We start from the raw sequence: 21877 nt of genomic DNA, 5'->3' as shown, positions 1-21877 counted from the left end.
GATATGATGAAGAAACTGTCCTATATCCTGCTTTACATCTGTCTCGGGATCGTCGCGGTATTCCAGTTGCTTCCGATTATTTGGCTGTTCCTGTTTTCCTTGAAAAGCAATAGAGAGATTTTCGGCGGGAATCCCTTCGCCCTTCCGAGAGAATGGCTTTGGGAAAATTACGCGAAGGTATGGGAAGGCGGGATCGGGCTTTACTTTTTCAACAGTGTGTGGATCACGGTTGTAGCGATTATTCTGACAGCACTATTTGCAAGCATGGCGACATTCGCTATAACTCGGATGCACTGGAAGCTCGATAAGCTGGTTCTCGGATTGTTCATGGTCGGGCTGATGATTCCGATCCACTCGGCAATCATCCCGCTATTCAGCATGTTTTTGAACGTGAACCTGATCGACAACCCGATTTCTATTGTACTTACTTATACGGCCTACAACCTGCCGATCACCATGATGATTCTTCTAGGGTTCTATTACACACTGCCGAGGGAAATTGAGGAAGCCGCTATCATGGATGGCTGTTCTATCCACAGGTTGTTTTTCCGGATCATTTTGCCGATGACGACGCCGGTACTTTCGACTATTGTCATCATCAATATGATTTATAACTGGAACGAATTCGTGTTCGTGAATACGTTCATCAGTTCCGATCAATACAAGACGTTGACGGTCGGCATCCAGAACTTCATCGGTCAGTACATGACGGACTGGGGAGCCATTGGTGCCACGTTGATCATCAGCCTTTTACCGATCCTGATTGCGTTCATCTTCTTCAGTAATAAAGTTGTGGAAGGCATTTCTTCAAGCGCAGTCAAGGGCTAACTTTCCAGTTTGTGAAAAGCGAACCGTGCATTCCAAGTCGTCAGAAAAGCGAATAGGCTCATGCCGAAAATGACGGCTAAAGCTGGAAAAAACACGTAAATCACGACGAGCAACCCTGTAGAAATAACTTGCGAGACGGTGGCTGCAGGACTTACCAAAGGTAATAGAAACGAATTCTTTATGATTTGCGCTACAGAATATTCGAAGTGGGCGTACACAGGAAAAACATACAAAAGGTACAGGGAAATGATAAACATAAACGCGAAAAATGGAATGGCTAACAGACTGGCGTTCTGTTGCAGGTAAAAGATATCCAGGTAGATCAGCAATAGTAGAAAAGTGACCCATAGTCCCAGTAGATTTGTTTTCACGAAATCCTGACGGTAGTAGCTGATGAATAGAGGCAAAAGTTTTTCGCTCTGGTTTCCATTCAGCCACTGACGGACCACGCTGAAGGCGGCTGCTGTTGCAGGGTATATGCCGAGGATGACAAAGCCTGCAAGAGAGCCGAGAATCCATAACAACTGGAGATAGGCGAATTTGGTAATCCATTCCATTGCTTCGTATAGTTTTCCTGAAAATGTCTGCATGATAGGACCTCCTGGAGGGCTGAAGTTTGACGGTGCTTGTGACACTTCTGGCTTTCGTTTCATCCAGCATTAATCATAACCATAGAAATGGGAGGAAGTAAAATGACTTATTTCGACAACATTCCAACAATCAACTATGAAGGTGCAACATCATCGAATCCATACGCATTCAAATTTTACAACCCGGAAGAGAAAATCGGCGGCAAAACGATGGAGGACTATCTCCGCTTCGGTGTCGCTTACTGGCATACGTTCACGGAAGACTTATCCGATCCGTTCGGTGTCGGTACTGCCGTACGTAACTGGGATCATCTGGACGGGATGGACCTTGCGAAAGCGCGAGTGGAAGCGGCATTCGAATTTTTCGAAAAGCTGGGCGTCCCGTATTTCTGTTTCCACGATGTCGACATTGCTCCGGAGGGCGAAACATTAGCGGAAACGAACAAGAATCTCGATACCATTGTTTCTATGATCAAAGATTACATGAAAGATAGCAAAACGAAGCTCCTGTGGAACACGGCGAATAACTTCACGCATCCACGCTTTATCCATGGAGCTGCTTCCTCGAACAATGCGGACGTATTCGCGTATGCTGCTGCAAAAGTGAAAAAGCAGTTGGAAATCGGCAAAGAACTCGGTGGCGAGAACTTCGTATTCTGGGGAGGGCGAGAAGGTTACGAAACACTTCTTAATACAGATATGGGGATCGAACTTGATAACCTGGGCCGCTTCTTCCATATGGCGGTCGACTATGCGAAGGAAATCGGCTTCGATGCCCAGTTCCTGATCGAGCCGAAACCGAAAGAGCCGACGAGTCATCAATATGATTTCGATGTAGCATCGGGATATGCGTTCCTGCAGAAGTATGATCTCACCGACCATTTCAAATTCAATATCGAAGCGAACCACGCGACACTTGCGGGCCATACGTTCGAACATGAACTTCACTATGCTCGTGTGAATGGACTGCTCGGTTCTGTAGATGCGAACCAGGGTCACCCGCTCCTTGGCTGGGATACGGACGAATTCCCGACAGACCTCTATGCAACGACACTCGCCATGTATGAAATCGTGAAAAACGGCGGTCTCGGCAGCGGTGGTCTGAACTTCGATGCGAAAGTGCGTCGCGGTTCCTTCGAACAGGAAGATCTCGTACACGCTCACGTAGCTGGCATGGATAGTTTCGCCGTCGGATTGAAAGTGGCTCATCAAATGTATGAGGATGGGGTGCTTGAAGATATCATCAATGATCGTTACAGCAGCTATGAGAGTGGCATCGGTAAAGATATCGTCGATGGTAAGACGGACTTTAAAGCATTGGAAGAACATGCCCTTGGACTCAAAGATATCCAACATAAATCAGGTCGTCTGGAATTGATCAAAGCGACGATGAACCAATACTTGCTCAGAGCTTACGCAGGAGAGTGATTTCATGACTTATGCAGTGGGAGTCGATCTCGGGACGAGCGCGGTGAAAGTGCTGCTCGTCACCCGGGATGGCGAGATCAAGGATGAAGTTTCACGACCGTTGTCGTTATCTCAGCCCAAAAGCGGATGGAGTGAACAGGATCCTGAAGAGTGGGTGACACAGACGATCGATGCGTTGAAAGAATTGACGGACCGGGCCGATGAAGAGATTGGAGGTTTGAGTTTCTCCGGTCAGATGCACGGGCTCGTCCTTCTGGATGAACATCACAAGGTCCTTCGCCCGGCGATCCTATGGAATGATACGCGTACGACGAAACAATGCCGGGATATTTATGACCAAGTGGGAGAAGAGAAGCTGCTGTCGGTTACAAAGAACCCTGCTCTTGAGGGATTCACTCTACCCAAGATTTTGTGGGTCAAAGAAGAAGAGCCGGAGAATTTCGGGAGGGCTGCGACATTCGTCCTGCCGAAAGATTATCTCCGCTACCGTCTGACTGGAAAACTGGCGATGGAATATTCCGATGCGGCGGGCACGCTGCTTCTTGATATAGAGAAGAAGACGTGGAGCAGCGACATTTGTGAAGCTGTGGGTCTTCCTGTTTCTTTTTGTCCTCCACTGGTTGCCTCTACGGATCAGACAGGAACGATTACGGAAGAGAGAACCGGTCTTACGAATGAAACGAAAGTGTTTGCCGGTGGCGCGGATAACGCCTGCGGAGCAGTCGGAGCTGGTATTCTATCCGAAGGAAAGACACTTTGCAGCATCGGAACATCAGGTGTGGTCCTTTCGTACGAAGCGGATGCCTATAAAGATTTCGGAGGGGACGCCCACTACTTTTACCATGCGGCTCCAGAAGCTCTATATACGATGGGGGTCACATTAGCCGCAGGGGATAGTCTTCGCTGGTTTAAAGATGTTTTTGCCGAAGGAGAAGATTTTGACGAGTTCGTGAAAGAAGTGGGTGAAGTTCCTGCCGGCTCTCGTGGTCTCTTGTTCACCCCTTATATCCAGGGAGAACGTACGCCTCATGCCGATGCTGATATTCGTGGGTCATTTATAGGAATGGACGCGTCTCATCGACGAAAAGATTTTGTGAGAGCCGTGATGGAAGGCATAACCTTTTCTCTGAATGAATCGATTGAAATGTTCCGTAAGAGCGGAAAGAATATTGATACGATCGTATCCATCGGTGGTGGTGCGAAGAATGAGGAATGGCTCCAGATGCAAGCCGATGTCTTCGACGCTACTGTCGTGAAATTGAGAAGCGAGCAGGGGCCCGGTATGGGAGCAGCCATGATTGCAGCTTATGGATGTGGCTGGTTCATTTCACTTGAATCGTGTGCTGCTGAGTTTCTGGAAGAGGCAGAGCGGTTTGAGCCTGATCAGGACAGGGTAGAAACGTATCGTCATCTCTTCTGTATCTATCAAAAAGTTTATCGACAAACAAAGGGTATGAACGAAGAGCTGAAAACATTTAGAGGCTAGGAGGAATGGAATGAATTATCGTGAGCTTGGCAAGACAGGAATGCACATCAGTGAGCTCAGTTTCGGAACGTGGGCGATCGGAGGAAGTTGGGGCAACACGAATGACGAAGAAGCAAAAGCCGGACTCCGGAAAGCGATGGATGCCGGAGTGAATTTCTTCGATACAGCAGACGTGTATGGCATGGGACACAGCGAAGAACTTCTGGGAGAGACTACCAAGGGGAAAGACATCTACCTTGCGACGAAATTCTGTCGTCAGGGGGATATCGAGGATCCTGCGACGTATTCGGAAGAGCAGGTACGTGCGTATCTGGAGGATAGCCTGCGTCGTCTGGACAGGGAATACGTAGACTTGTATCAGATTCATTGCCCGCCTTTGTCGATTCTCAAACAGGGGGACGTATTCAACGTCCTGGAGAAATTGAAGGCAGAAGGGCTCATCCGTGCTTATGGGGTAAGCGTCGAATCAGTAGAAGAAGGCATCTATGTGATGGAACATACGAAGGCGGATGTTCTGCAGATCATTTTCAATATCTTCCGTCAGAAACCTCTGGAGGATTTGCTTCCGATGGCTATCGACAAACAAGTCGGCATTCTGGCCCGGGTGCCCCTGGCGAGTGGGTTACTGACCGGAAAATATGAGAAGAATCATACATTCGATAAAGAAGATCATCGTCATTTCAATAAAGAAGGAGAAGCCTTCAACGTCGGAGAAACGTTCGCGGGTCTGGAATTCAATAAAGGCGTCGAGCTCAGCGACGAGATCTACTGGATCGAAAACGGGCGCGGATCCAGAACGCGTGCCGCCCTGAAATGGATCCTTCAGCAACCCGGTATTACAGCTGTCATCCCCGGGTTCCGGAATGTAAATCAGGTGGAGGATAACCTGGCAGCTCTTAATGTTCCAGATTTCGGGGAAGATGAGTTGAGTGATCTGAAAGACTTCTATGAAACAGAGGTCGCTCCGAATATCCGGGGGAAATATTGATGGAAGGCTCAGTACAAGTAGAAAAGGTAGCCGGAAAACCCGGCTGGAATCACTATACGTTAAGAAACAGAAGAGGAATGACCGTCTCTTTTCTGAACATCGGTGGAGCGATTACTTCAATCGTTCCTCCTGATGGTCAGGACGTGGTGCTCCGTTATGAGAACCTTCACGATTATGAAGAGAACCCTTTGTATTTGGGTGCACTTATCGGTCCTGTGGCCGGAAGGATCAAAGAAGGAAGGTATGAGTTTGACGGAGAGCGCTATGATTTATCTAAGAATGAAGGGCGCCACCATTTGCATGGGGGAGAAGCCGGCCTGCATCGAAATCTTTGGAAGGTGGAAATGGAAGAAGAAAATCGAGCAATATTGAAGACGACGTGTTCGGGGGATGGATACCCTGGAACAGTGGAAGTGACGGTTACTTATAGCTTGAGCGATGACAATGAATTTGCCATCGATTATTATGCAGAAGTTACCGAAGCTAGGCCAGTGGCGCTGACGAATCATACATATTTCAATCTCGGTGATGAAGACATTTCCCGTCACCGTTTGACTCTTCCATCCTCCTCTTATTTGGAGCTGGATGAAGAATTGATACCTACAGGGCGGAAAATGGATGTCTCCGGTTCCTTCGATTTTCGTGGAGGTCTTTCTTTCCGAGAAGGGTTTGCGGATGAAAATTCCGGAAGAGGATCGATGAGCGGGGGATATGATCATTACTTCTTTCTGGATAGCCCCAAATGTGCTCTGGAACTCGAAGGGAGAATCATGGAGATCTGTACAGACCAGGCAGGGTTGCAATTGTTTACGGGTCACAACCTCTCTGAGCAATTCGATCTTTATCAGAAGGAATGTCGTACGTTCGGCGGTGTATGTCTGGAGACACATAATCATCCGGTGTCCCTTGAACAGGAAGGGTATCCATCAGTGATTGTTACACCGGAAGTTCCCTATCATAAGAGGACTCGTTTCATGTTTTCCTGAAAATTCCCAGGGGGTGATGATTTTCTTCAATCGTCTGTAATTGCATAAGTCGTTCTGACCAAAAGTCAAAGGGTGCTTTACTCATTATAAAAGTAAAGGGGAGAACGAATCAGAATGAAAAAAAGTATAATTACAGCTGGCGTGGCTTTTTCACTGGCGGTACCAGGAGCTATGGTGTACGCTGATTCACCACAGAAAAGTGCGCTGGAAGTCCCTTCGATAGAAGAGAAGTATGAAGACTCTTTTGAAATCGGAGCAGCCGTCGAACCTGAACATTTGGAAGATCCCATCCGTGCTGAAATTCTTAAGAAACACTACAGTAGCGTAGTAGCCGAGAATGTAATGAAACCGATCAACATTCAGCCGGAAGAAGGCGAATTCAATTTTGAAGAAGCGGATCAGATTGTCGAATTCGCTAAAGAGAATGACATGGACCTGCGTTTTCATACGCTGGTATGGCACAGCCAGGTTCCTGATTGGTTCTTTCAGGATGAAAATGGCGACCCTATGGTAGATGAAGAAGACCCGGAAAAACGGGAAGAGAACAAACAACTCCTACTTGACCGGATCGAGAATCATATCGAAACGGTAGTGGAGCGTTATAAAGATGATGTCGATGCCTGGGATGTCGTGAATGAAACGATTGATCCGAATGCTTCGAATGAACGTGGTCTCCGGGAATCTCCCTGGTATCAAATTACTGGAGACGAGTATATCAAAAAGGCATTTGAAACGACGAGACGTGTAGCTGGAGAAGACGCGAAACTGTTCATCAATGATTACAATACGGAAGTGGAACCGAAACGTACTCATTTGTATAACCTTGTGGAAGGTCTTCTGGAAGACGGAGTTTCCATCGATGGGGTAGGGCATCAGGCACATATCCAGATCGGGTGGCCGACAATTGAGGAGACAAGAAAATCGTTACAGATGTTCGCAGATCTCGGTCTTGATAATCAGATTACGGAACTGGACGTAAGCATTTACGGTTGGCCTCCGAGCGGAGAGTATAATACTTACGAAGAAATTCCTGAAGAAGTTTTAGAGGCGCAGGCAGATAAATACGATGAGTTATTCCGTCTTTATGAAGAAATGGACACATCTATTTCGAATGTGACATTCTGGGGAATTGCGGACAATCACACATGGCTGGATGACCGGGCTTCAGAATACAGTGATGATGGAATTGGAAAGGATGCGCCTTTCGTCTTCTCTGATCGCTATACGACGAAACCTGCATACTGGGCGATTATGGATGACAATGAGGGAGCGGCAGCCATGTTCTCAGATGTTACGGAAGATATGACCCACTACGAGGCGATTGATGCTTTGTACAGGGAAGGCGTAATCAACGGGTTCACAGACGAACTTTTCGGTCCCGGGGAATCGTTGACCCGTATCCAAGCGGCATTGATGCTTGAGAGAATTATGGGGTTATCTTTTGATGGAGAAGTAAATCATGGAATGGCGGACGTAGCCCCTTCTTATGAGGAAACGGTTGATAATGTGACGGAAGCCGGAATTTTTGCAGGGGACGAGGAAGGGAATTTCAACCCTTACGAAAACATGACCCGGGAACAGATGGCAAAAGTTCTCACTGAAGCTTTTGACCTTGCTGAAGGAGAAGAAGTTCCTGAAGCTGAAGTTACGGATAGAAATGGAACGTCACTTGCCCCGTATATAGACAAAGTCATTCATGCCGGTGTAGCAAGCGGTTATGAAGATGGTTCGTTCGGTGTGGGAGATGATATCAAGCGTATGGATTTTGCAGCGATGTTGTATAATGCATGGCAACAATAAGCAATAAAGAGAGCGGTTCCGGTTTGTCCGGAACCGTTTTTCTTTGGATCTCCTTACTCGTCACATCTCTCTGCACTGTAGTATACTATAGGAAATTATTCGGGATGGAAGGTTTTTTCTTATGGTGAAAGAAAAGGATTATACGCTACTTGCAGTCCTATCTATATTTTTCATGACGGCAGGAATGGGCACACGTCCGCTAGTTTCTATTCTCGGAAACGAACTTGGAGCTTCCTCTCTTGAGATAGGTATCATCATCGCTCTCTTTCCGCTCCTGCCACTGTTTCTATCTGTATATATTGGACGTTTCATCAACGTCCAGGGGAGTAAGGGTCCACTTCTGATCAGTGCTACTTCGGCAATGATGGCACTATCACTGCCGTTCTTCTGGACGACACTACCCGGTCTGATCGTTTCACAAATCATCGCTGGGGGATTCCACACGGCGTTCATTATTGCAGCACAAAGTTACGTTGGGCAGTCAAGAGACGGAGCGAAACGGGACCACCACGTGATGAAATTCAGCATCGGAGCGGCTACCGGGACATTTCTCGGACCTGCAATCGGTGGTAGTGTAGCGGATGCCATCAGTACGCCTGCCGCATTTCTCGTGCTCAGTATGATTGGACTGATTGCTGTTGTAATGACGTTCTGGTTGACGAAAGAACCCGATAATAATCCTGAAGAACAGGAGGGTAAGCGCAAAGCACCGATCGGGGAACTGGTTGGTATCGTGAATTTCCGACGTGCCATTTATATCAGCACTATGGTTCTTACCGGGAAGGATGCATTTACTTCCTTCTTTCCCCTTTTAGGTGTGGAGCTCGGTCTTACGGGTACCCAAATCGGTCTGATTGTATCGGCTAACGCACTTGCAGGTTTGCTGGTGCGCTGGGGGATGACTTTCTTTTTAGCCCGATTTTCACGGAGTACTGTCGTTCTTACTTCTGTACTATCTTCAGGATTGATGTTTCTCGTGCTTCCTTTTTTCGATTACGTATACGCTATAGGAGTCGTAGCATTCATTCTTGGGTTAGGCGTAGGTTTGGGACAGCCCTTGTCCATTTCTACAGCGCTTTATGCTTTGCCGAAGAATGTCATAAGTCAGGGACTCGGTGTACGGATCACTGCCAACCGTTTTGTTCAAGTGACTTCCCCTTTATTGTTCGGAGCTGTGGCACAAGTAGTAAGTGTGTCGAGTGTATTTTGGCTCACAGGAGCGATTTATCTGTTCGGTTCTGTAAAGACGAGAATCAGAGAGGAGGAGTAGGGAATGTTCAGTCAGAAGGATATAATGGCTGACCTCACCTTTTCCTTTTTGTGTTAAACTAATAAGAAATATGGAGGGATAGAGATGAGAGGAATGAAGTGGATGTTGGGTCTTTTGGCTGTTCTTCTTCTTGGTGGTTGCTCGGCCGAATTTTCGGCTGGAAATACGACTGATTATATGGAAAAGGGTGTGGATCACATCGCATCTAAAGACTATGTCCAGGCGGCTATTTACTTTGAGCGTGCGATGCAGGAAGGGGAAAGTGAGGAAGCAGAGGCATACTTCAAGCAAACGTCGGATATGAACAATGCCATGAAAGCTTATGAATCGGAGCGGTATGAAGAAACTTTGGCTCAACTGAATCTCGTTTTGGGAGAAAATGGCGGCTCTGAAACGATCAGATCTGATGCGAGAACAGCCAGAGAAAATACAGAAACATGGCTTGCTTTCGGTAAGGAAATCGAAGAGGCTTTGAACAAAGCTGAACAACATCTCACAGCAGGGAGCATCTCAAAAGCGAAAGAGGAAGCGAAAACAGCCCAGATAGCTACGGATACATATACGGAGCTTTCTTCTTATGTGCCTGAAGTTACAAGAACCGTTGAGGGTATAAGAGAAGCTGAAGAAAAACAGCAGCAGAGAGAAGAAGAGCGACGCCTTGCAGAGGCGGAAGTAGCTGAGAGGAGTTCTTCGCCTGTAGCTTCTGAAACAAGCGAAGTCCCTGTTGTAGAGGAAAAGAAGATAGAAGGTTGGAGTTATGATACATATGTGAATGGACGTTTCGGTTTTTCCTTTGAATATCCGACGTTCCTGAAAAAAGACGCTCCTCCTACGAATGGAGATGGCATATCGATGAAGGGAAGCGGCTTTCACCTGAAAGCTTTTGGAGGGCATGCGATAGAAGAGAGATCCATAGAAGAGTTCTACATGGAAGAATTAGCCCAGCATCAGAATGTAGCTTATAAAAAACAGGCAAACGGTTGGTATGTTGTCAGTTATGAAGAAGGAACCGATATTGTCTATAAAAAGTTTCTCATGAACGGTGGGACATTCAATACGTTTGAGCTGACCTATGATGCAGCAAGACAAGAAGAATTTGCACCTATAGTGGAACGAATAAGTGATACATTTTCTACTGGATGATTCGACTAATATAGACGATACAAAAGGAAGACGAGAAGGATTCGTCTTCCTTTTGTACTTACTTTGAATGATTCTGAGAATCTTCTTTGAACACTTCTCCAGCAATCCCCATCGCCTGTACCGCTTTCGGAAAACCGACGTAGCCGGCACAATGGATGATCACCTCGATAATCTCCTCCTTCGACAGTCCTACATTCAAGGCAGCCTGAAGGTGAACCCTCAGTTGGTCGAAGGCTCCCTGTGTGATCAATGTTGTAAGTGTGACAATCTCTCTTTGTGATAAAGAAAGCGAGTCTCTGGAGTAGAGGTCTCCGAACCCGAAAGAAACGATCATATCCCATAAATCGGGGGATATGTCTTTCATTCCTTCCATTCCCTTTCGTACTTCCTGGGAGAATAGTTCTTCCATCGCTTTCTTTCCTGCTTCGAATCGCGCGTTATCCATAAGTTATTGCCTCCCCATCGTCGGTGGAATTTCGTCTCCGTCCACGATTGCCTCAACGACAACCGGTTTACGAGTCTCTTTGATGATACGTAATGCTTTCTGTATAGCTTCGGATATTTCTTGTGGCGTATGACATTTGAAGGCTTCGAGTCCCATAGAAGTTGCGAACTGTTCCCCGTCTAGCGGAGTTTCGTACACCCCACCGATGGACGTACCGATCATCTTACGCATCCCCTTCTCGACCATGTCCAGACGTTCGTTGTTCATCAAAATGAACAATACGGGCGCATCATAGTTGTAAGCGGTCGAAATCTCTGTGCCGTGCATGAACATGCAACCATCACCAGTCAGACAAACGACTGGCGTTTCAGGAGCGGCAAGAGCAGCGCCGATAGAAAAGCCGATGCCGTTACCCATCGCGCCGAAAATGTCATCGAAGAAATAAGTTCCCGGCTTGTGGATGTCAAAATGACGGATCCCGTAAAACGAATGACTCCCATCATCTCCGAAAACGACTGCTTCATCGGGCAAAGCTTTGCGCATTTCCCTGATCACTGATACGGCAGACATCCTCGTGGTAGAAGGTATGTTCAAAAGTTCCTCATTTTTTTGAGGAAGTTGCCGGTGTACTTTTTCCGTTCCCGAGGCGTGGGATAAAAGAGCTTGAAGGTTCGTTTTCAGATCTCCGAGAATCGCTGTTGTCGGAGCTTTCAGGGATTTGCATATAAAAGTGGGTTCATAATCGAAATGAACGATATGGTCCGGCAGCATGTCCTCTGTGAAGCCTGGGATACTCATGTCACTCAGTCTCGTTCCGAGGACGAGCATGAGGTCCGTTTTTTCTTTTAAATAATCTTTTGCTTCTGTGGTACCTCCGAGACCGAAAGCGCCGAGAGACAATTCATGATCCGAACGGAATGTACCTTTCCCTCCGGGAGTTGTGATGACCGGAACCTGCCACTGTTCAGCGACTGCTTGCACTTCTTCGTAGGCGTTACTGGCGTGTACCCCTTTTCCTAGAAATAGGATTGGTCGTTCAGCTTTTTCAAGCAAAGGGATGATTTTATGTATTTCAGGGGAAACCATCGGCAGTGCATCCGGTATATCCAGAAGAAACGGTTCGGTTTCGTCAATGAGAACATCGAACGGAATGGAGAGATGCACGGGACCTTTCACGCCGGTGACGGCTTTTTCAAGGGCATGACAAAGAAGCGGCTCAAGCCTTTCGCTATTCTCGACTCTCGCACTGAATTTCGTCACCGGTTCGAACATCCGGCACAAATCGGTGCCGAACATGCTGGAATCCTGCCCCTGACTCTTCCCGGTGTCTTTCATAGACGGATGCCCAGTAATGATAAGGAGAGGGGCATGAAATGCTTTAGCCTGACCTGCAGCGGTCAAAAGGTTCGTACCACCAGGACCTGAAGTTCCGATAGCGACAGCCGGGGTATCTTTCATCATCGCATAGCCGGAAGCTTCAAACCCTGAGGCAGCTTCGTGTTTACTCAACACGAACTCGATATCTGTTTCAAGCAGTTCAAACAAAATGGGGGAAATCGCTTTTCCCGGGATTCCGAATACGTGAGTGAGTCCCCAGTGTTCAAAATGGTCGGTCAATAGAGTTGCAACTTTCTTCATTATTTTTGTCCTCCTAGTCCTTTAAGCGAACATACGATTTTTCGATTCCTTCTGCGGTCAAGGGTTTACTGAAGAAATACCCTTGTGTCATATCGCAGTCTTGCCTGATCAGGAATGCGAGCTGTTCAGCCGTTTCTACGCCTTCGGCGATGACTTGCATCCCGAGATTATGGGCAAGGCTGATGATCGCATTCACAATAATCGCATCGTTTTCGTCATGGAGGACTTCGTGGACAAAAGATTTGTCGATCTTGATGTAATCGATGCGAAAGTCTTTCAAATAATTCAGTGAGCTGTAACCGGTACCAAAATCATCGATGCTGATGCCTATCCCCAATTCACGCAGCTCTTCCAGAACATGAAAAGAATTATCATGTTCCATGGCCATATATTCAGTGATTTCGAGAACGAGATACTGTGGATCCAGGCCAGTACGGTGCAGGACCTGCTCGACAAGGGAGACGGTATTATGGGTGAGAAACTGCTGGGTAGACATATTGACAGATACTTTAATCGGTTTGCCGCCAGCTTCCTGCCATTTCTTATTCTGTATGCAGGCTTCCTCGAGTACCCATTCACCGATCTGGGTGATCAGTCCGTTCTTCTCCGCAAGAGATATGAATTTAGCAGGGGAGAGAAGGCCGAATTTCGGGTGGTTCCAACGAATCAGCGCTTCGACTCCTATCACTTCTCCCGTTTCGTTTTTAATTTGAGGCTGATAGTGCAGAACGAATTCCTTATTCTCAAGGGCACCTCTCAAGTCCGCTTCTAACCTGTATTCTTCCATCATATTTTCAAGGGAATCCGGTGTGTAAACGACGTATCTGTCTTTGCCATCGGATTTCGCCTGATACATCGCATTGTCTGCATGAATCATAAGTGTTTCCGCTGATATGTGGGTATCCGGATAGTGGACGATTCCGATACTTGCCGTCGTATACAATTCGTCTCCTTGTACGGTGAAAGGGTGGTGCAGAGATTCAAGAATCATCTCAGCTTTCTCGGTCGCATAGGCCTCTTCCTGGAAATCCCTCAGAAGAAAGATGAATTCATCTCCGCCCATCCGTGCGAGGATGTCATCCGGTCCGAGACTCTTCTCCAGACGCTTGGCCACTTCCGCAAGCAGACTATCACCGCAGGAATGCCCGAAATTGTCGTTGATGATTTTGAAGCGATCGAGATCTATGAATAACAGGGCAAGATTCGGTGAATGCCCCTGACATATCGAATCAATGGATTTCTTGATTTCTCTTCGGATGTATCGGCGGTTAGGAAGCCCCGTCAGATCATCGTGGAAAGCCAGGTAATTGTACTGCTCTTGAAGATTGTACCTATCTGTAATGTCACGGAATTGTCCAAAGGCCCCAGCCAGTTCATCACCTTCATAGATGGGCTGAGCATCGAAGAGACAAACGATGAGATGATCATCGTCTCCGGTGAACTTCAGAATCTCGTTCGTAAATGTTTTCTCTTCCTCTAATACCTGTTTGAAATAATCGCCGGTAATAGGAGAATCCTGAATATTACGCCCTATCACCGATTCTCTTGTATTGCCGGAAATCTGTTGGGCGAATTCATTGAATTCCGTCGTACGCCCAGTTTCATCGGTGATCACAATGCCGTTTCTTGTACGGCTCAGCATAATCTGGTTCATGATGTTCAATTGTCTGTTCTGCTTGCGTAAGAGAAGTTCCCGCTCAATGGAGTCGACGACCTGGGAGAGCATGGTCAAAAACAGCGGGTTTTTATATTCAATCGGCATCATGAGAGACAGACTTCCCAGAAGATTATTGTTATCTGTGTAGCGGAAGGTGGCTCCGTAACAGGCACTGCCCTGGAGAAAGGAATGATAATGATTCGTACCGATCAGGCTGATGGGACGTTCCTGCTCAAGGGAAAGGCTGATTACATTCGTACCAGTGTCTTCCTGCTTGAAAAGACTACCGGGGAAGATACCGAATTGTTCAATGGTAGAACGGATCGTTTCATCACCTTCAATTTCAAGGAGATATCCCTCAGCATCGGCAACCGCTACAAGTATGGGCGTTCCTTTCAAAGAATGAAGCAATTTATTTGAGAAGAAGCGTACCACTGCCAGGATCTCCTGGTAGGATTTTCGTTTTTCTTCAAGTTCCGAATCGTTAAGGATCGTGTTAGGCCGGGGGATTTCCTCCGGATTCATACCGGCTGCTTCACATAACCTTTTAGATTCCTGAATAAATGCAGGTTCTTTTTGTGTCATAAGCAGCTCCTTTAAACGTTTTAGAGAAAATGATGAGTAAGTTTTGTAATGTTAGTGATTTGATGGAGTAGGGAAAGAAGCGATCCGGCTTGGACATGCACAGGATGAACGTATAAAAGCAGCAATCTTTTTCCTCGATTTCATTCATTTCAGAGTAATGAAAAATCAAAAGAGAGGAGCAGATGGTGTACCTTAACTATATACCTCTTCAATTATACCTGTCAAAAGAACTCGGAATAATGGAGAGACTGTAATAATGACTCACATTCCGATTCTTGCATATAAAACGGATCAACCAAAAAAGATAGAAGCCTCCTGATTGTATTCAGGCGACTTCTATCTGGTTAAGGAGAGAGGAAGATTCATTTCAACCATTCTTTCGTAATTTCTTTCGGGGGAAGAGGGCGGCTGAAGAGGTATCCCTGACTTATGTCACAGTGATGGTGCGCAAGGAAGCCGAGTTGATCAGCTGTTTCGACTCCTTCCGCAATAATCTTCATTTCCAGGTTATGAGCAAGGGTGATGATAGCTTCAACGATGATGGCATCATTGTGATCACCTGTAACTTCCTGGATGAAAGATTTATCGATTTTGATGAAATCGATCTGGAAATTCTTCAAATGGTTAAGAGAGCTGTAGCCTGTCCCGAAATCATCAATGCTGAGACCTACTCCCAGTGCTTTCAATTCTTCCAACACCTGGACGGATTGTTCATACTCCATGGCCATATATTCGGTGATTTCCACCCCGAGCCAATCAGGCGAGCCACCGTGGGACTGTAACGTTTGTTCGATGAAGTTCGTGAGATTTCGATTCAAAAACTGCTGCGTCGATAGATTGACGGAGACTGTAACATTTTTGCGTCCCTGGTCGTGCCATTCTCTTTGTTGGCGGCAAGCTTCTTCAATGACCCATTCCCCGATTTGAGTGATAAGACCGTTCTGTTCCGCTAATCGGATGAATGCTCCCGGCGGCAGCAGTCCGAGCTTAGGATGTTCCCACCGAATCAGCGCCTCGAGACCTGCAAGTTCCCCGGTCTGGTTGTCGATCTGTGGCTGATAATGGAGGACGAACTCTTTATGATCGATGGCGTTACGAAGGTCTGCTTCGAGTTTATATTCCTGCATTGCTTCATCCAATAACCCTTCATTGTATACGACGTAAGTATTCTTTCCTTTTTCTTTCGCTTCGTACATCGCATTATCGGCAAATACCATAAAGGTCTCTGCCGTTATCGGAGTATCAGGGTAGTAGACGATCCCTACACTTGCGGTGGTGTGGAATTCATTCCCTTCAACGAGAAACGGATCATGAAGCTTTTGAAGAAAGCGCTCCGCTATCGACGTAGCGTAGCTGTCCTGCTGGAAGTTTTTCATAAGGATGATGAACTCATCGCCTCCCATGCGTGCTACGAAGTCTTCCGGACCGACACAGTCTTTCAACCTTCTGCTGACTTCCACCAATAGCCTGTCACCATTGGAATGACCGAAGTTATCGTTGATGATCTTGAAACGATCCAAGTCGATGAAAATAAGAGAAGCGCTGATATTTTTGCCTTCATCAATTTCCTGGATGACCGTTTCCATCTCTTCCATAAAGTATCGCCGGTTGGGAAGCTCGGTCAAATCATCATGAAAGGCAAGGTAATTGTATTTCTTTTGCAGAGAATACTGTTCTGAAATGTCTCTGAACTGCCCGAAAGCTCCGATCATCCTGCCTTTTTCATACATGGGTTGAGCATCGAACAGGCAAACGAGAAATTCATCGTTCTGGTTGGAGAAGGGAAGAACTTCATTGGTGATGATTTTTTCTTCTTCAAGCACACTCTCGAAATATTTCCCTGTTATGGGGGAAACGCGGATGTCCTGACCAAGGACTTCTTCTTTTTTGAACCCGGAGAGTTGCTCCGCGAATTTGTTGAATTCTAGCGTCTTTCCTTCTTCATCAGTGATGACGATGCCATTCTGAGTGCGATCGAGCATGATCTGGTTCATGATATTAAGCTGACGGTTCCTTTTCCTTAGGAGAAGTTCCCTTTCGATGGAATCGACGACTTGAGTGATCATCGTCAAAAAAAGTTCATTCTTGAAATGGATCGGCATCATGATCGATAGGCTTCCAAGTAAGTCATCCTCATCAATGTAGTGGAAGGATGCCCCGTAGCAGGCGACTTCATGTAGAAACGTATGATAATGATCTGTACCGACCAGACTTATCGCTTCCTTCTGTTCAAGGGAGAGGCTGATGACGTTCGTGCCTGTATCGTCCTGGGAAAACCTGCTGCCGGGAGCGATGCCGAATTGGTCAATCATGGATTTGATCGTCGCATCCCCTTCGATTTCCAGCAGGTATCCTTCCGCATCGGCGACACCTACGAGAATGGGGGTACCTTTCAGAGAATGGAGGAGCTTGTCGAAAAAGAACCGGACAACGTCGAGAATTTCCTGATATTCTTGTCTGCGATTTCCGAGCTCTACTTCCGACAACACCGTTTTCGGATAAGGAATGGAATGAGGATCCATGCCGATTTCTGAACATCGCTCATTGGAACGGGTGATGTAGTGCGGCGTGGTATAAGTCATCGTTTTCCTCCTAAGGTCTTTAGACTCACTATATACTCAATTAAAAAGGGGAGCAATACCTTTAGTGGAAATTTTCAGAAAAAACGATCCCCGTCGAATTTTTACGAGGATCGGAATTTTTAAGCGTCGGCTTTAAGCCATCCTTTGTTTTTAAGTCTCTCAATCGCAATCATCGGCAACAGATTATCAAAAATATGTGTGTTTTCATCTTCTCCTATAGAGTAGGCGCCACGATACTTCGCCCCTGACTCGCGGAATTTGATGAGACGTTTATAAGTTTTCATTGCGAGTTCTTTGTCATTGTTGCCGATCGCATAGGTGATTACCAGAGAATAGATGGCGGGTGATTCATAGTCGACGAGAGATTCTTTTGTTTTCAGGCTGTAAATCCCATGAAGTACGCCACGATCGCTTATCTCTTTTTTTATGAAGGACTCCAGTTCTTCTGAAGGCCCTGGAGTGTTGATGGCGACGATCAACTGGTCGATCAAGTTGATTTTTTTATCATATTTCATCTCCTCCCTAGCGACATCATATGTTTTTGGATAAAATCCATTGGTTTGCGGGAGATCATTTAGCACCCGGAACGTTTCGGCATGGGTTCTCGTAGTGATATACCCTTTCTCGAGCATCAAATCGAGATCTTCAATACTGATGTAAGAAGTCGTGAGGAAATCGGACTGGTAATCGATTGATTTATCGTAAAAGTCGATCATAACCGATTCATACACATTATTCTCTCCGACAGATTCTCCGATGAAGTCGGCTGTTTTTTTGAATTTGTCTTCTCCCCATAGTTCATAAGCTCCCCATAGTGCTTTTATGATTCTGACGTCATCAATCAGGGCATTGATATATTCCCTGTATTCTCCTTCCTCGGACAGTTTCCAGTAGACGAACCCTCCTGAATCGAGGAAAAAGCGATTAAGCTGTCGGTAAGCTTCTTCAAAACCATCCCGGTCTTCAGTGACGAGAGCGTATTCCATCCAAAGACCGACTGTTTCAGAAAGGGTCTCCTTTCCTCGCACTTCGTCCGCATCTTCTTCTGTATCTTCTTTCAGGTAGGTCGCAAACGTTCCATTAGGGTTCCTCATGTTCTGATCGATAAAATGATACGTGTCTTCATTCGTTGAAGATCCTGTGAGAGCGCGAAGAAAAGGGAAACTCATAAAAACAGCCAGAACGATGATGGTGATCGTCATTTTTTTCACTCCTAACGCGCCTTCACTTTATCTACATCAGTTTTGCTGCTCCCACCTTCAAACCGCTGAGTTTTGTACCAGGTCACTTCTTGTTTGAAGAGTATGCGTTTGAGTTCCAGCCAACTGGCATAGACTACTAGCACCAGCCACATTTGAGAGTATGTGATGTACATGAGAAGAACGGTGAAGAAGTTCTTCCAAGTAAGCTGTCCGCGTTCGAAGCTAAGAGCGAGTGTCACTTCTGTCACAAAGAGAAGGAAACCGAGTATCAATAGCACATAAGATACGAAGCCGATCGTGATATTCAAATCGAAGAATAGGTTCAAAACGAAAATGGAATGAGAAATCAGGATCCCACTGAAGAAAAGGAGATACGTAAATAGGAAATACAGGAGATCGACCGCCATCTTTTTCCGTTTCAACTTATGGAAGCGGAAAAGGTATTTGAAGATGACATATTCGTTGCCACGGGCCCAACGTGTCCGCTGTTTCCACCAGACTTTCAATTTCTCCGGTTCCTGCTCCCAAGTGACGGCCATCGGAAAAAAACGGATATGGTAGCCGAGTTCATAAACACGGAAACTGAGTTCTGTATCTTCTGATAGAGCTTTCTCATCCCATCCTCCCAGTCGTTCGAGAATGGATCTGCGAATAGCAAAGTTCGTACCGGGTATGGTAGTCATCCGGAACCAGAACCATCGACCTGCCTGTGCCAGCCATTGGAAGGTTATGGTTTCAATGTTGATCAGGCGTGTCAACAAGTTCTTTTGACTGTTGGTTACGCGGAATTTACCGACGACAGCACCAGCATCCGGATCATTCTCAAGTCCAAGTGCCAAGTACTGGATGGCATTAGGCTCCGGAGTGTTGTCCGCGTCATAAACGACAATCATTTCTCCGGTAGCTTCTTTCAGTCCATTATTCAATGCCCCCGATTTACCTTTTCCACCAGAAGGAGGTTTTGTGTGTACAGGCTTTATGAATGGGAAGCGCTGGGCATATTCTTCGACGAGTTCCCCGGTACGATCGCTCGAGTTGTCATTGATGACGATGACTTCCAGCTTATTCTTCGGGTATTCCAGGCGAACCATGGACTGTAATGTTTTTTCGATAACCACTTCTTCATTATGAGCCGGAATGAGAATGCTGACGGTAGGGAAACGATGGGGTTTCTCCCGCCATTTATCCGCCGTCTTTTTATAGTTTTGTGAAAAGATGTACCCTCCTTGCATAAGAAACATGTGGTAAAACAGCATAAACCATATGAGAAAAAGAGATATATATAGGAAGAGATTAGCCAATGTCCTCACTCCGTTCTTCGTTTTCTGTTCTTCTTCTGGAAAGCAGCGTATATCCTGAGAAGAAAACTACCGCGAGTGAACTCGTCCCTACCATAAGCCAGGTCGCCTTATCCGCCAGTCCTTTAAGGAAATGGTTGAATGTGATGGAAGAACTGGATACGGAAGAGAATGGTGTTCCATCTAAGTGTACTTTTCCTTCAGCAGTGCTGATGATGACCTCCGATGACTCTGTCTTTGTGTTTTCTTCTTTCAGATCGATCCAATCGATGGAAGGAAATTCTTCCAATCGATTCAGCAATTCTTCGAAGCGCTCCGGACCTAGATATGGATGGTAGAACAAGGCAGTCATTCCGTCCCGGAGGGTCAAATATTCTTCCGCTCTCTCTATGATTTCATCGACAGCATCTTCGTTATCCGGATGTACGTATCCCAGCGTTTCTGGGTACATTGTCATTCCATGCATAAACGTCGGCTTGGACATATAAGGTGGAGCTCCCATGACTTCCCAGTTATCATCTGTAGTTTGAGCCTGTCCCACATAAGAAGAGAAGTGGTCGGAAACTACCCGGTAGCCGTTTTGAGAAATAGTATAGTGAGGTGCTTCGAATGCTAGTGGCTTCAATCCGAACCCGTTCAGTTCGTTGATCCCTGTTTCCAATCGATCTTTGATATAGCTGGTCTCAAAGGCAGTGATTTCTTTCTTATATTCTTCATAAGCTGCCGGATCGGAAAAGTCTCCCTCTTTTTTCAGTCTTGACTTATCATCAGCCGCTTTGTAGATAGGGGTGTCATTCTCCACATCCCAGAATTCGAAGCCTTCCCCGGTTTCCGAGGAGCGATATTGGTGCGTATAGCCATGCATGACGACAGAACCACCGTTATCCTGCATATATTTTAATACTTCGAGAACTTTGGGATGGTCGGCCATATGATATTCTTCGCCTGTTTCTGGATCTGTATATACTGGAATGACGGCTATCATAAATGGGAGATCACGTTCAATCAAAAGGTCCGCGACTTGTTTCAAACTTTCGTGATCCACTTTGGGGTGCACATCCTCAAGTCGGATGTACCCACGCTTCGATTCATCCAAGTGAGGTTCGTCGAAAACTTCGTGCAAAATCTCTCCTACCAAAATACTGAACTTCGATTCGATGTACGTATTTCCGATATAATAAGAATTATTTTCCTTTGTGATCAGTGGATACTCTTTGTTATGGTTTGCAGCTTTGGCAAGAACCTCAGCACCCGTTTCTACGTTCATCACTTCCATGTCGAGGGAGATTCTTTTTTGTGGAGCGGAGGTCAAAAATATTTCGTTGAAAGGTACTTCATCAAGTGGTTCAACGAATGAAAATCTTGCTCCGAGTTTTTCTACGTTGGAACCTAGAGCTACGGCAGTACCTCCGAACCTCTGAATCGCTTCTTGAAATTCAGAGGAAACAGAACTGTGAATGATTCCTTGATAAAATAGATGAGTTTTCCCCTCAAGCAATCTTGGGGAGAATTCTGATTCATGAACAAACTCGATATCGGTGGTAAAATGAGAGATGAGCATATCAAGGTATCGCTGGTTATAATTGACCTGTTTATCTTTATCAGAATAAACAATGAGAACACTTGCTTCAGTGTCTCCCGTTTCTGCGTAGGCTACAGGAGATAAAGCCAGTAGGAGGAGGGAAATGACCAGAATCTTCAGTGATGGAACCTTCATGGTATTCGTCCTTTCTTTTGTGAGTTTTTACGTTCTTAATAAAGAACTTAAAGATAAAAAAAAGAGGAACATGCCCTTCCTAGCTTTCCCTCATATGTCTTCTAATAAAGAAATAAGATAAAATTATCATAAATCCTCCTAAAAGTAGACCGACCAACATAAATTCATATTCCATCAATAGGAAGAACGGATCGAATCCTTGTACTTGTGAAGCGACCGCAGGAGTAGTAACTA

General features: G+C 46.0%; 16 protein-coding genes. 8 read left to right on the top strand and 8 right to left on the bottom strand.

Going from position 1 to position 21877, the window contains the following annotated elements; translation table 11 throughout:
* Positions 1-6 precede the first annotated feature (6 nt).
* The gene (locus BLQ44_RS06380; RefSeq protein ID WP_093193053.1) at positions 7-828 is read left to right on the top strand and encodes a carbohydrate ABC transporter permease; all 822 of its coding nucleotides are present in this window, start codon (positions 7-9) and stop codon (positions 826-828) included.
* On the opposite strand, the gene BLQ44_RS06375 is transcribed toward BLQ44_RS06380, so the two are convergent.
* Entirely contained in the window at positions 825-1418 is a 594-nt protein-coding gene (locus tag BLQ44_RS06375) for a YesL family protein (protein ID WP_176757447.1), read from the bottom strand. The two genes, BLQ44_RS06380 and BLQ44_RS06375, sit on opposite strands and share 4 nt — an antisense overlap.
* Before the next feature lie 102 nt (positions 1419-1520).
* Here BLQ44_RS06375 and xylA point away from each other — a divergent pair, with 102 nt between their 5' ends.
* From xylA to BLQ44_RS06340, 7 genes are all read left to right on the top strand, one after another.
* Complete coding sequence (xylA, locus tag BLQ44_RS06370; RefSeq protein ID WP_093193051.1) at positions 1521-2846, top strand: xylose isomerase; 1326 nt, start codon at positions 1521-1523, stop codon at positions 2844-2846.
* 4 nt (positions 2847-2850) lie between these two features.
* On the top strand, positions 2851-4332 hold the full coding sequence (xylB, locus tag BLQ44_RS06365) for a xylulokinase (RefSeq protein ID WP_093193050.1): 1482 nt from the start codon (positions 2851-2853) through the stop codon (positions 4330-4332).
* 10 nt (positions 4333-4342) lie between these two features.
* Positions 4343-5320 carry an aldo/keto reductase gene (locus tag BLQ44_RS06360; RefSeq protein ID WP_093193049.1) on the top strand — a complete coding sequence of 326 codons (978 nt, stop codon included), beginning with the start codon at positions 4343-4345 and terminating at the stop codon, positions 5318-5320.
* Complete coding sequence (locus tag BLQ44_RS06355; RefSeq protein WP_093193048.1) at positions 5320-6306, top strand: aldose epimerase family protein; 987 nt, start codon at positions 5320-5322, stop codon at positions 6304-6306. The genes BLQ44_RS06360 and BLQ44_RS06355 overlap by 1 nt, the downstream gene beginning before the upstream one ends.
* 114 nt (positions 6307-6420) lie before the next feature.
* Positions 6421-8106 (top strand): endo-1,4-beta-xylanase, encoded by a 1686-nt coding sequence (locus tag BLQ44_RS06350; RefSeq protein WP_093193047.1) that lies wholly within the window; start codon positions 6421-6423, stop codon positions 8104-8106.
* 121 nt (positions 8107-8227) lie between these two features.
* Positions 8228-9376 carry an MFS transporter gene (locus BLQ44_RS06345; RefSeq protein ID WP_093193046.1) on the top strand — a complete coding sequence of 383 codons (1149 nt, stop codon included), beginning with the start codon at positions 8228-8230 and terminating at the stop codon, positions 9374-9376.
* Between the two features lie 84 nt (positions 9377-9460).
* On the top strand, positions 9461-10519 hold the full coding sequence (locus BLQ44_RS06340) for a hypothetical protein (RefSeq protein WP_093193045.1): 1059 nt from the start codon (positions 9461-9463) through the stop codon (positions 10517-10519).
* Positions 10520-10577: 58 nt separating this feature from the next.
* Here the strand turns inward: BLQ44_RS06340 and BLQ44_RS06335 are convergent, their stop codons facing one another.
* The 7 genes from BLQ44_RS06335 to BLQ44_RS06305 all read right to left on the bottom strand — a co-directional run bounded on the left by BLQ44_RS06335 (position 10578) and on the right by BLQ44_RS06305 (position 21643).
* Positions 10578-10964 (bottom strand): carboxymuconolactone decarboxylase family protein, encoded by a 387-nt coding sequence (locus tag BLQ44_RS06335; protein ID WP_093193044.1) that lies wholly within the window; start codon positions 10962-10964, stop codon positions 10578-10580.
* 3 nt (positions 10965-10967) lie between these two features.
* Positions 10968-12602 carry a thiamine pyrophosphate-binding protein gene (locus BLQ44_RS06330; protein ID WP_093193043.1) on the bottom strand — a complete coding sequence of 545 codons (1635 nt, stop codon included), beginning with the start codon at positions 12600-12602 and terminating at the stop codon, positions 10968-10970.
* Positions 12603-12615: 13 nt separating this feature from the next.
* Positions 12616-14844, bottom strand: a complete 2229-nt coding sequence (locus tag BLQ44_RS06325) for an EAL domain-containing protein (RefSeq protein ID WP_093193042.1) — start codon at positions 14842-14844, stop codon at positions 12616-12618.
* Between the two features lie 362 nt (positions 14845-15206).
* On the bottom strand, positions 15207-17426 hold the full coding sequence (locus BLQ44_RS06320; protein ID WP_093193041.1) for an EAL domain-containing protein: 2220 nt from the start codon (positions 17424-17426) through the stop codon (positions 15207-15209).
* A 119-nt stretch (positions 17427-17545) separates the two neighbouring features.
* Complete coding sequence (locus BLQ44_RS06315; RefSeq protein ID WP_093193040.1) at positions 17546-18628, bottom strand: hypothetical protein; 1083 nt, start codon at positions 18626-18628, stop codon at positions 17546-17548.
* 11 nt (positions 18629-18639) lie between these two features.
* Positions 18640-19929 (bottom strand): glycosyltransferase family 2 protein, encoded by a 1290-nt coding sequence (locus tag BLQ44_RS06310; protein ID WP_093193039.1) that lies wholly within the window; start codon positions 19927-19929, stop codon positions 18640-18642.
* Complete coding sequence (locus tag BLQ44_RS06305; protein ID WP_093193038.1) at positions 19922-21643, bottom strand: polysaccharide deacetylase family protein; 1722 nt, start codon at positions 21641-21643, stop codon at positions 19922-19924. Before BLQ44_RS06305 ends, BLQ44_RS06310 begins: the two co-directional genes overlap by 8 nt.
* Between the last annotated feature and the right edge of the window lie 234 nt (positions 21644-21877).

This window comes from Salimicrobium halophilum, from assembly GCF_900100295.1.
GTDB classification, from domain to species: Bacteria; Bacillota; Bacilli; order Bacillales; family Halobacillaceae; genus Salimicrobium; species Salimicrobium halophilum.
Note: the sequence above shows the minus strand (reverse complement) of the source record. Positions and strands in the feature narration are given on the sequence as shown.

Excerpts from the sequence above, each read along its gene's own strand:
- BLQ44_RS06380 (WP_093193053.1), top strand. The coding sequence starts at position 7 with ATGAAGAAACTGTCCTATATCCTGCTTTACATCTGTCTCGGGATCGTC.
- BLQ44_RS06375 (WP_176757447.1), bottom strand. The coding sequence starts at position 1,418 with ATGCAGACATTTTCAGGAAAACTATACGAAGCAATGGAATGGATTACC.
- xylA (WP_093193051.1), top strand. The coding sequence starts at position 1,521 with ATGACTTATTTCGACAACATTCCAACAATCAACTATGAAGGTGCAACA.
- xylB (WP_093193050.1), top strand. The coding sequence starts at position 2,851 with ATGACTTATGCAGTGGGAGTCGATCTCGGGACGAGCGCGGTGAAAGTG.
- BLQ44_RS06360 (WP_093193049.1), top strand. The coding sequence starts at position 4,343 with ATGAATTATCGTGAGCTTGGCAAGACAGGAATGCACATCAGTGAGCTC.
- BLQ44_RS06355 (WP_093193048.1), top strand. The coding sequence starts at position 5,320 with ATGGAAGGCTCAGTACAAGTAGAAAAGGTAGCCGGAAAACCCGGCTGG.
- BLQ44_RS06350 (WP_093193047.1), top strand. The coding sequence starts at position 6,421 with ATGAAAAAAAGTATAATTACAGCTGGCGTGGCTTTTTCACTGGCGGTA.
- BLQ44_RS06345 (WP_093193046.1), top strand. The coding sequence starts at position 8,228 with ATGGTGAAAGAAAAGGATTATACGCTACTTGCAGTCCTATCTATATTT.
- BLQ44_RS06340 (WP_093193045.1), top strand. The coding sequence starts at position 9,461 with ATGAGAGGAATGAAGTGGATGTTGGGTCTTTTGGCTGTTCTTCTTCTT.
- BLQ44_RS06335 (WP_093193044.1), bottom strand. The coding sequence starts at position 10,964 with ATGGATAACGCGCGATTCGAAGCAGGAAAGAAAGCGATGGAAGAACTA.
- BLQ44_RS06330 (WP_093193043.1), bottom strand. The coding sequence starts at position 12,602 with ATGAAGAAAGTTGCAACTCTATTGACCGACCATTTTGAACACTGGGGA.
- BLQ44_RS06325 (WP_093193042.1), bottom strand. The coding sequence starts at position 14,844 with ATGACACAAAAAGAACCTGCATTTATTCAGGAATCTAAAAGGTTATGT.
- BLQ44_RS06320 (WP_093193041.1), bottom strand. The coding sequence starts at position 17,426 with ATGACTTATACCACGCCGCACTACATCACCCGTTCCAATGAGCGATGT.
- BLQ44_RS06315 (WP_093193040.1), bottom strand. The coding sequence starts at position 18,628 with ATGACGATCACCATCATCGTTCTGGCTGTTTTTATGAGTTTCCCTTTT.
- BLQ44_RS06305 (WP_093193038.1), bottom strand. The coding sequence starts at position 21,643 with ATGAAGGTTCCATCACTGAAGATTCTGGTCATTTCCCTCCTCCTACTG.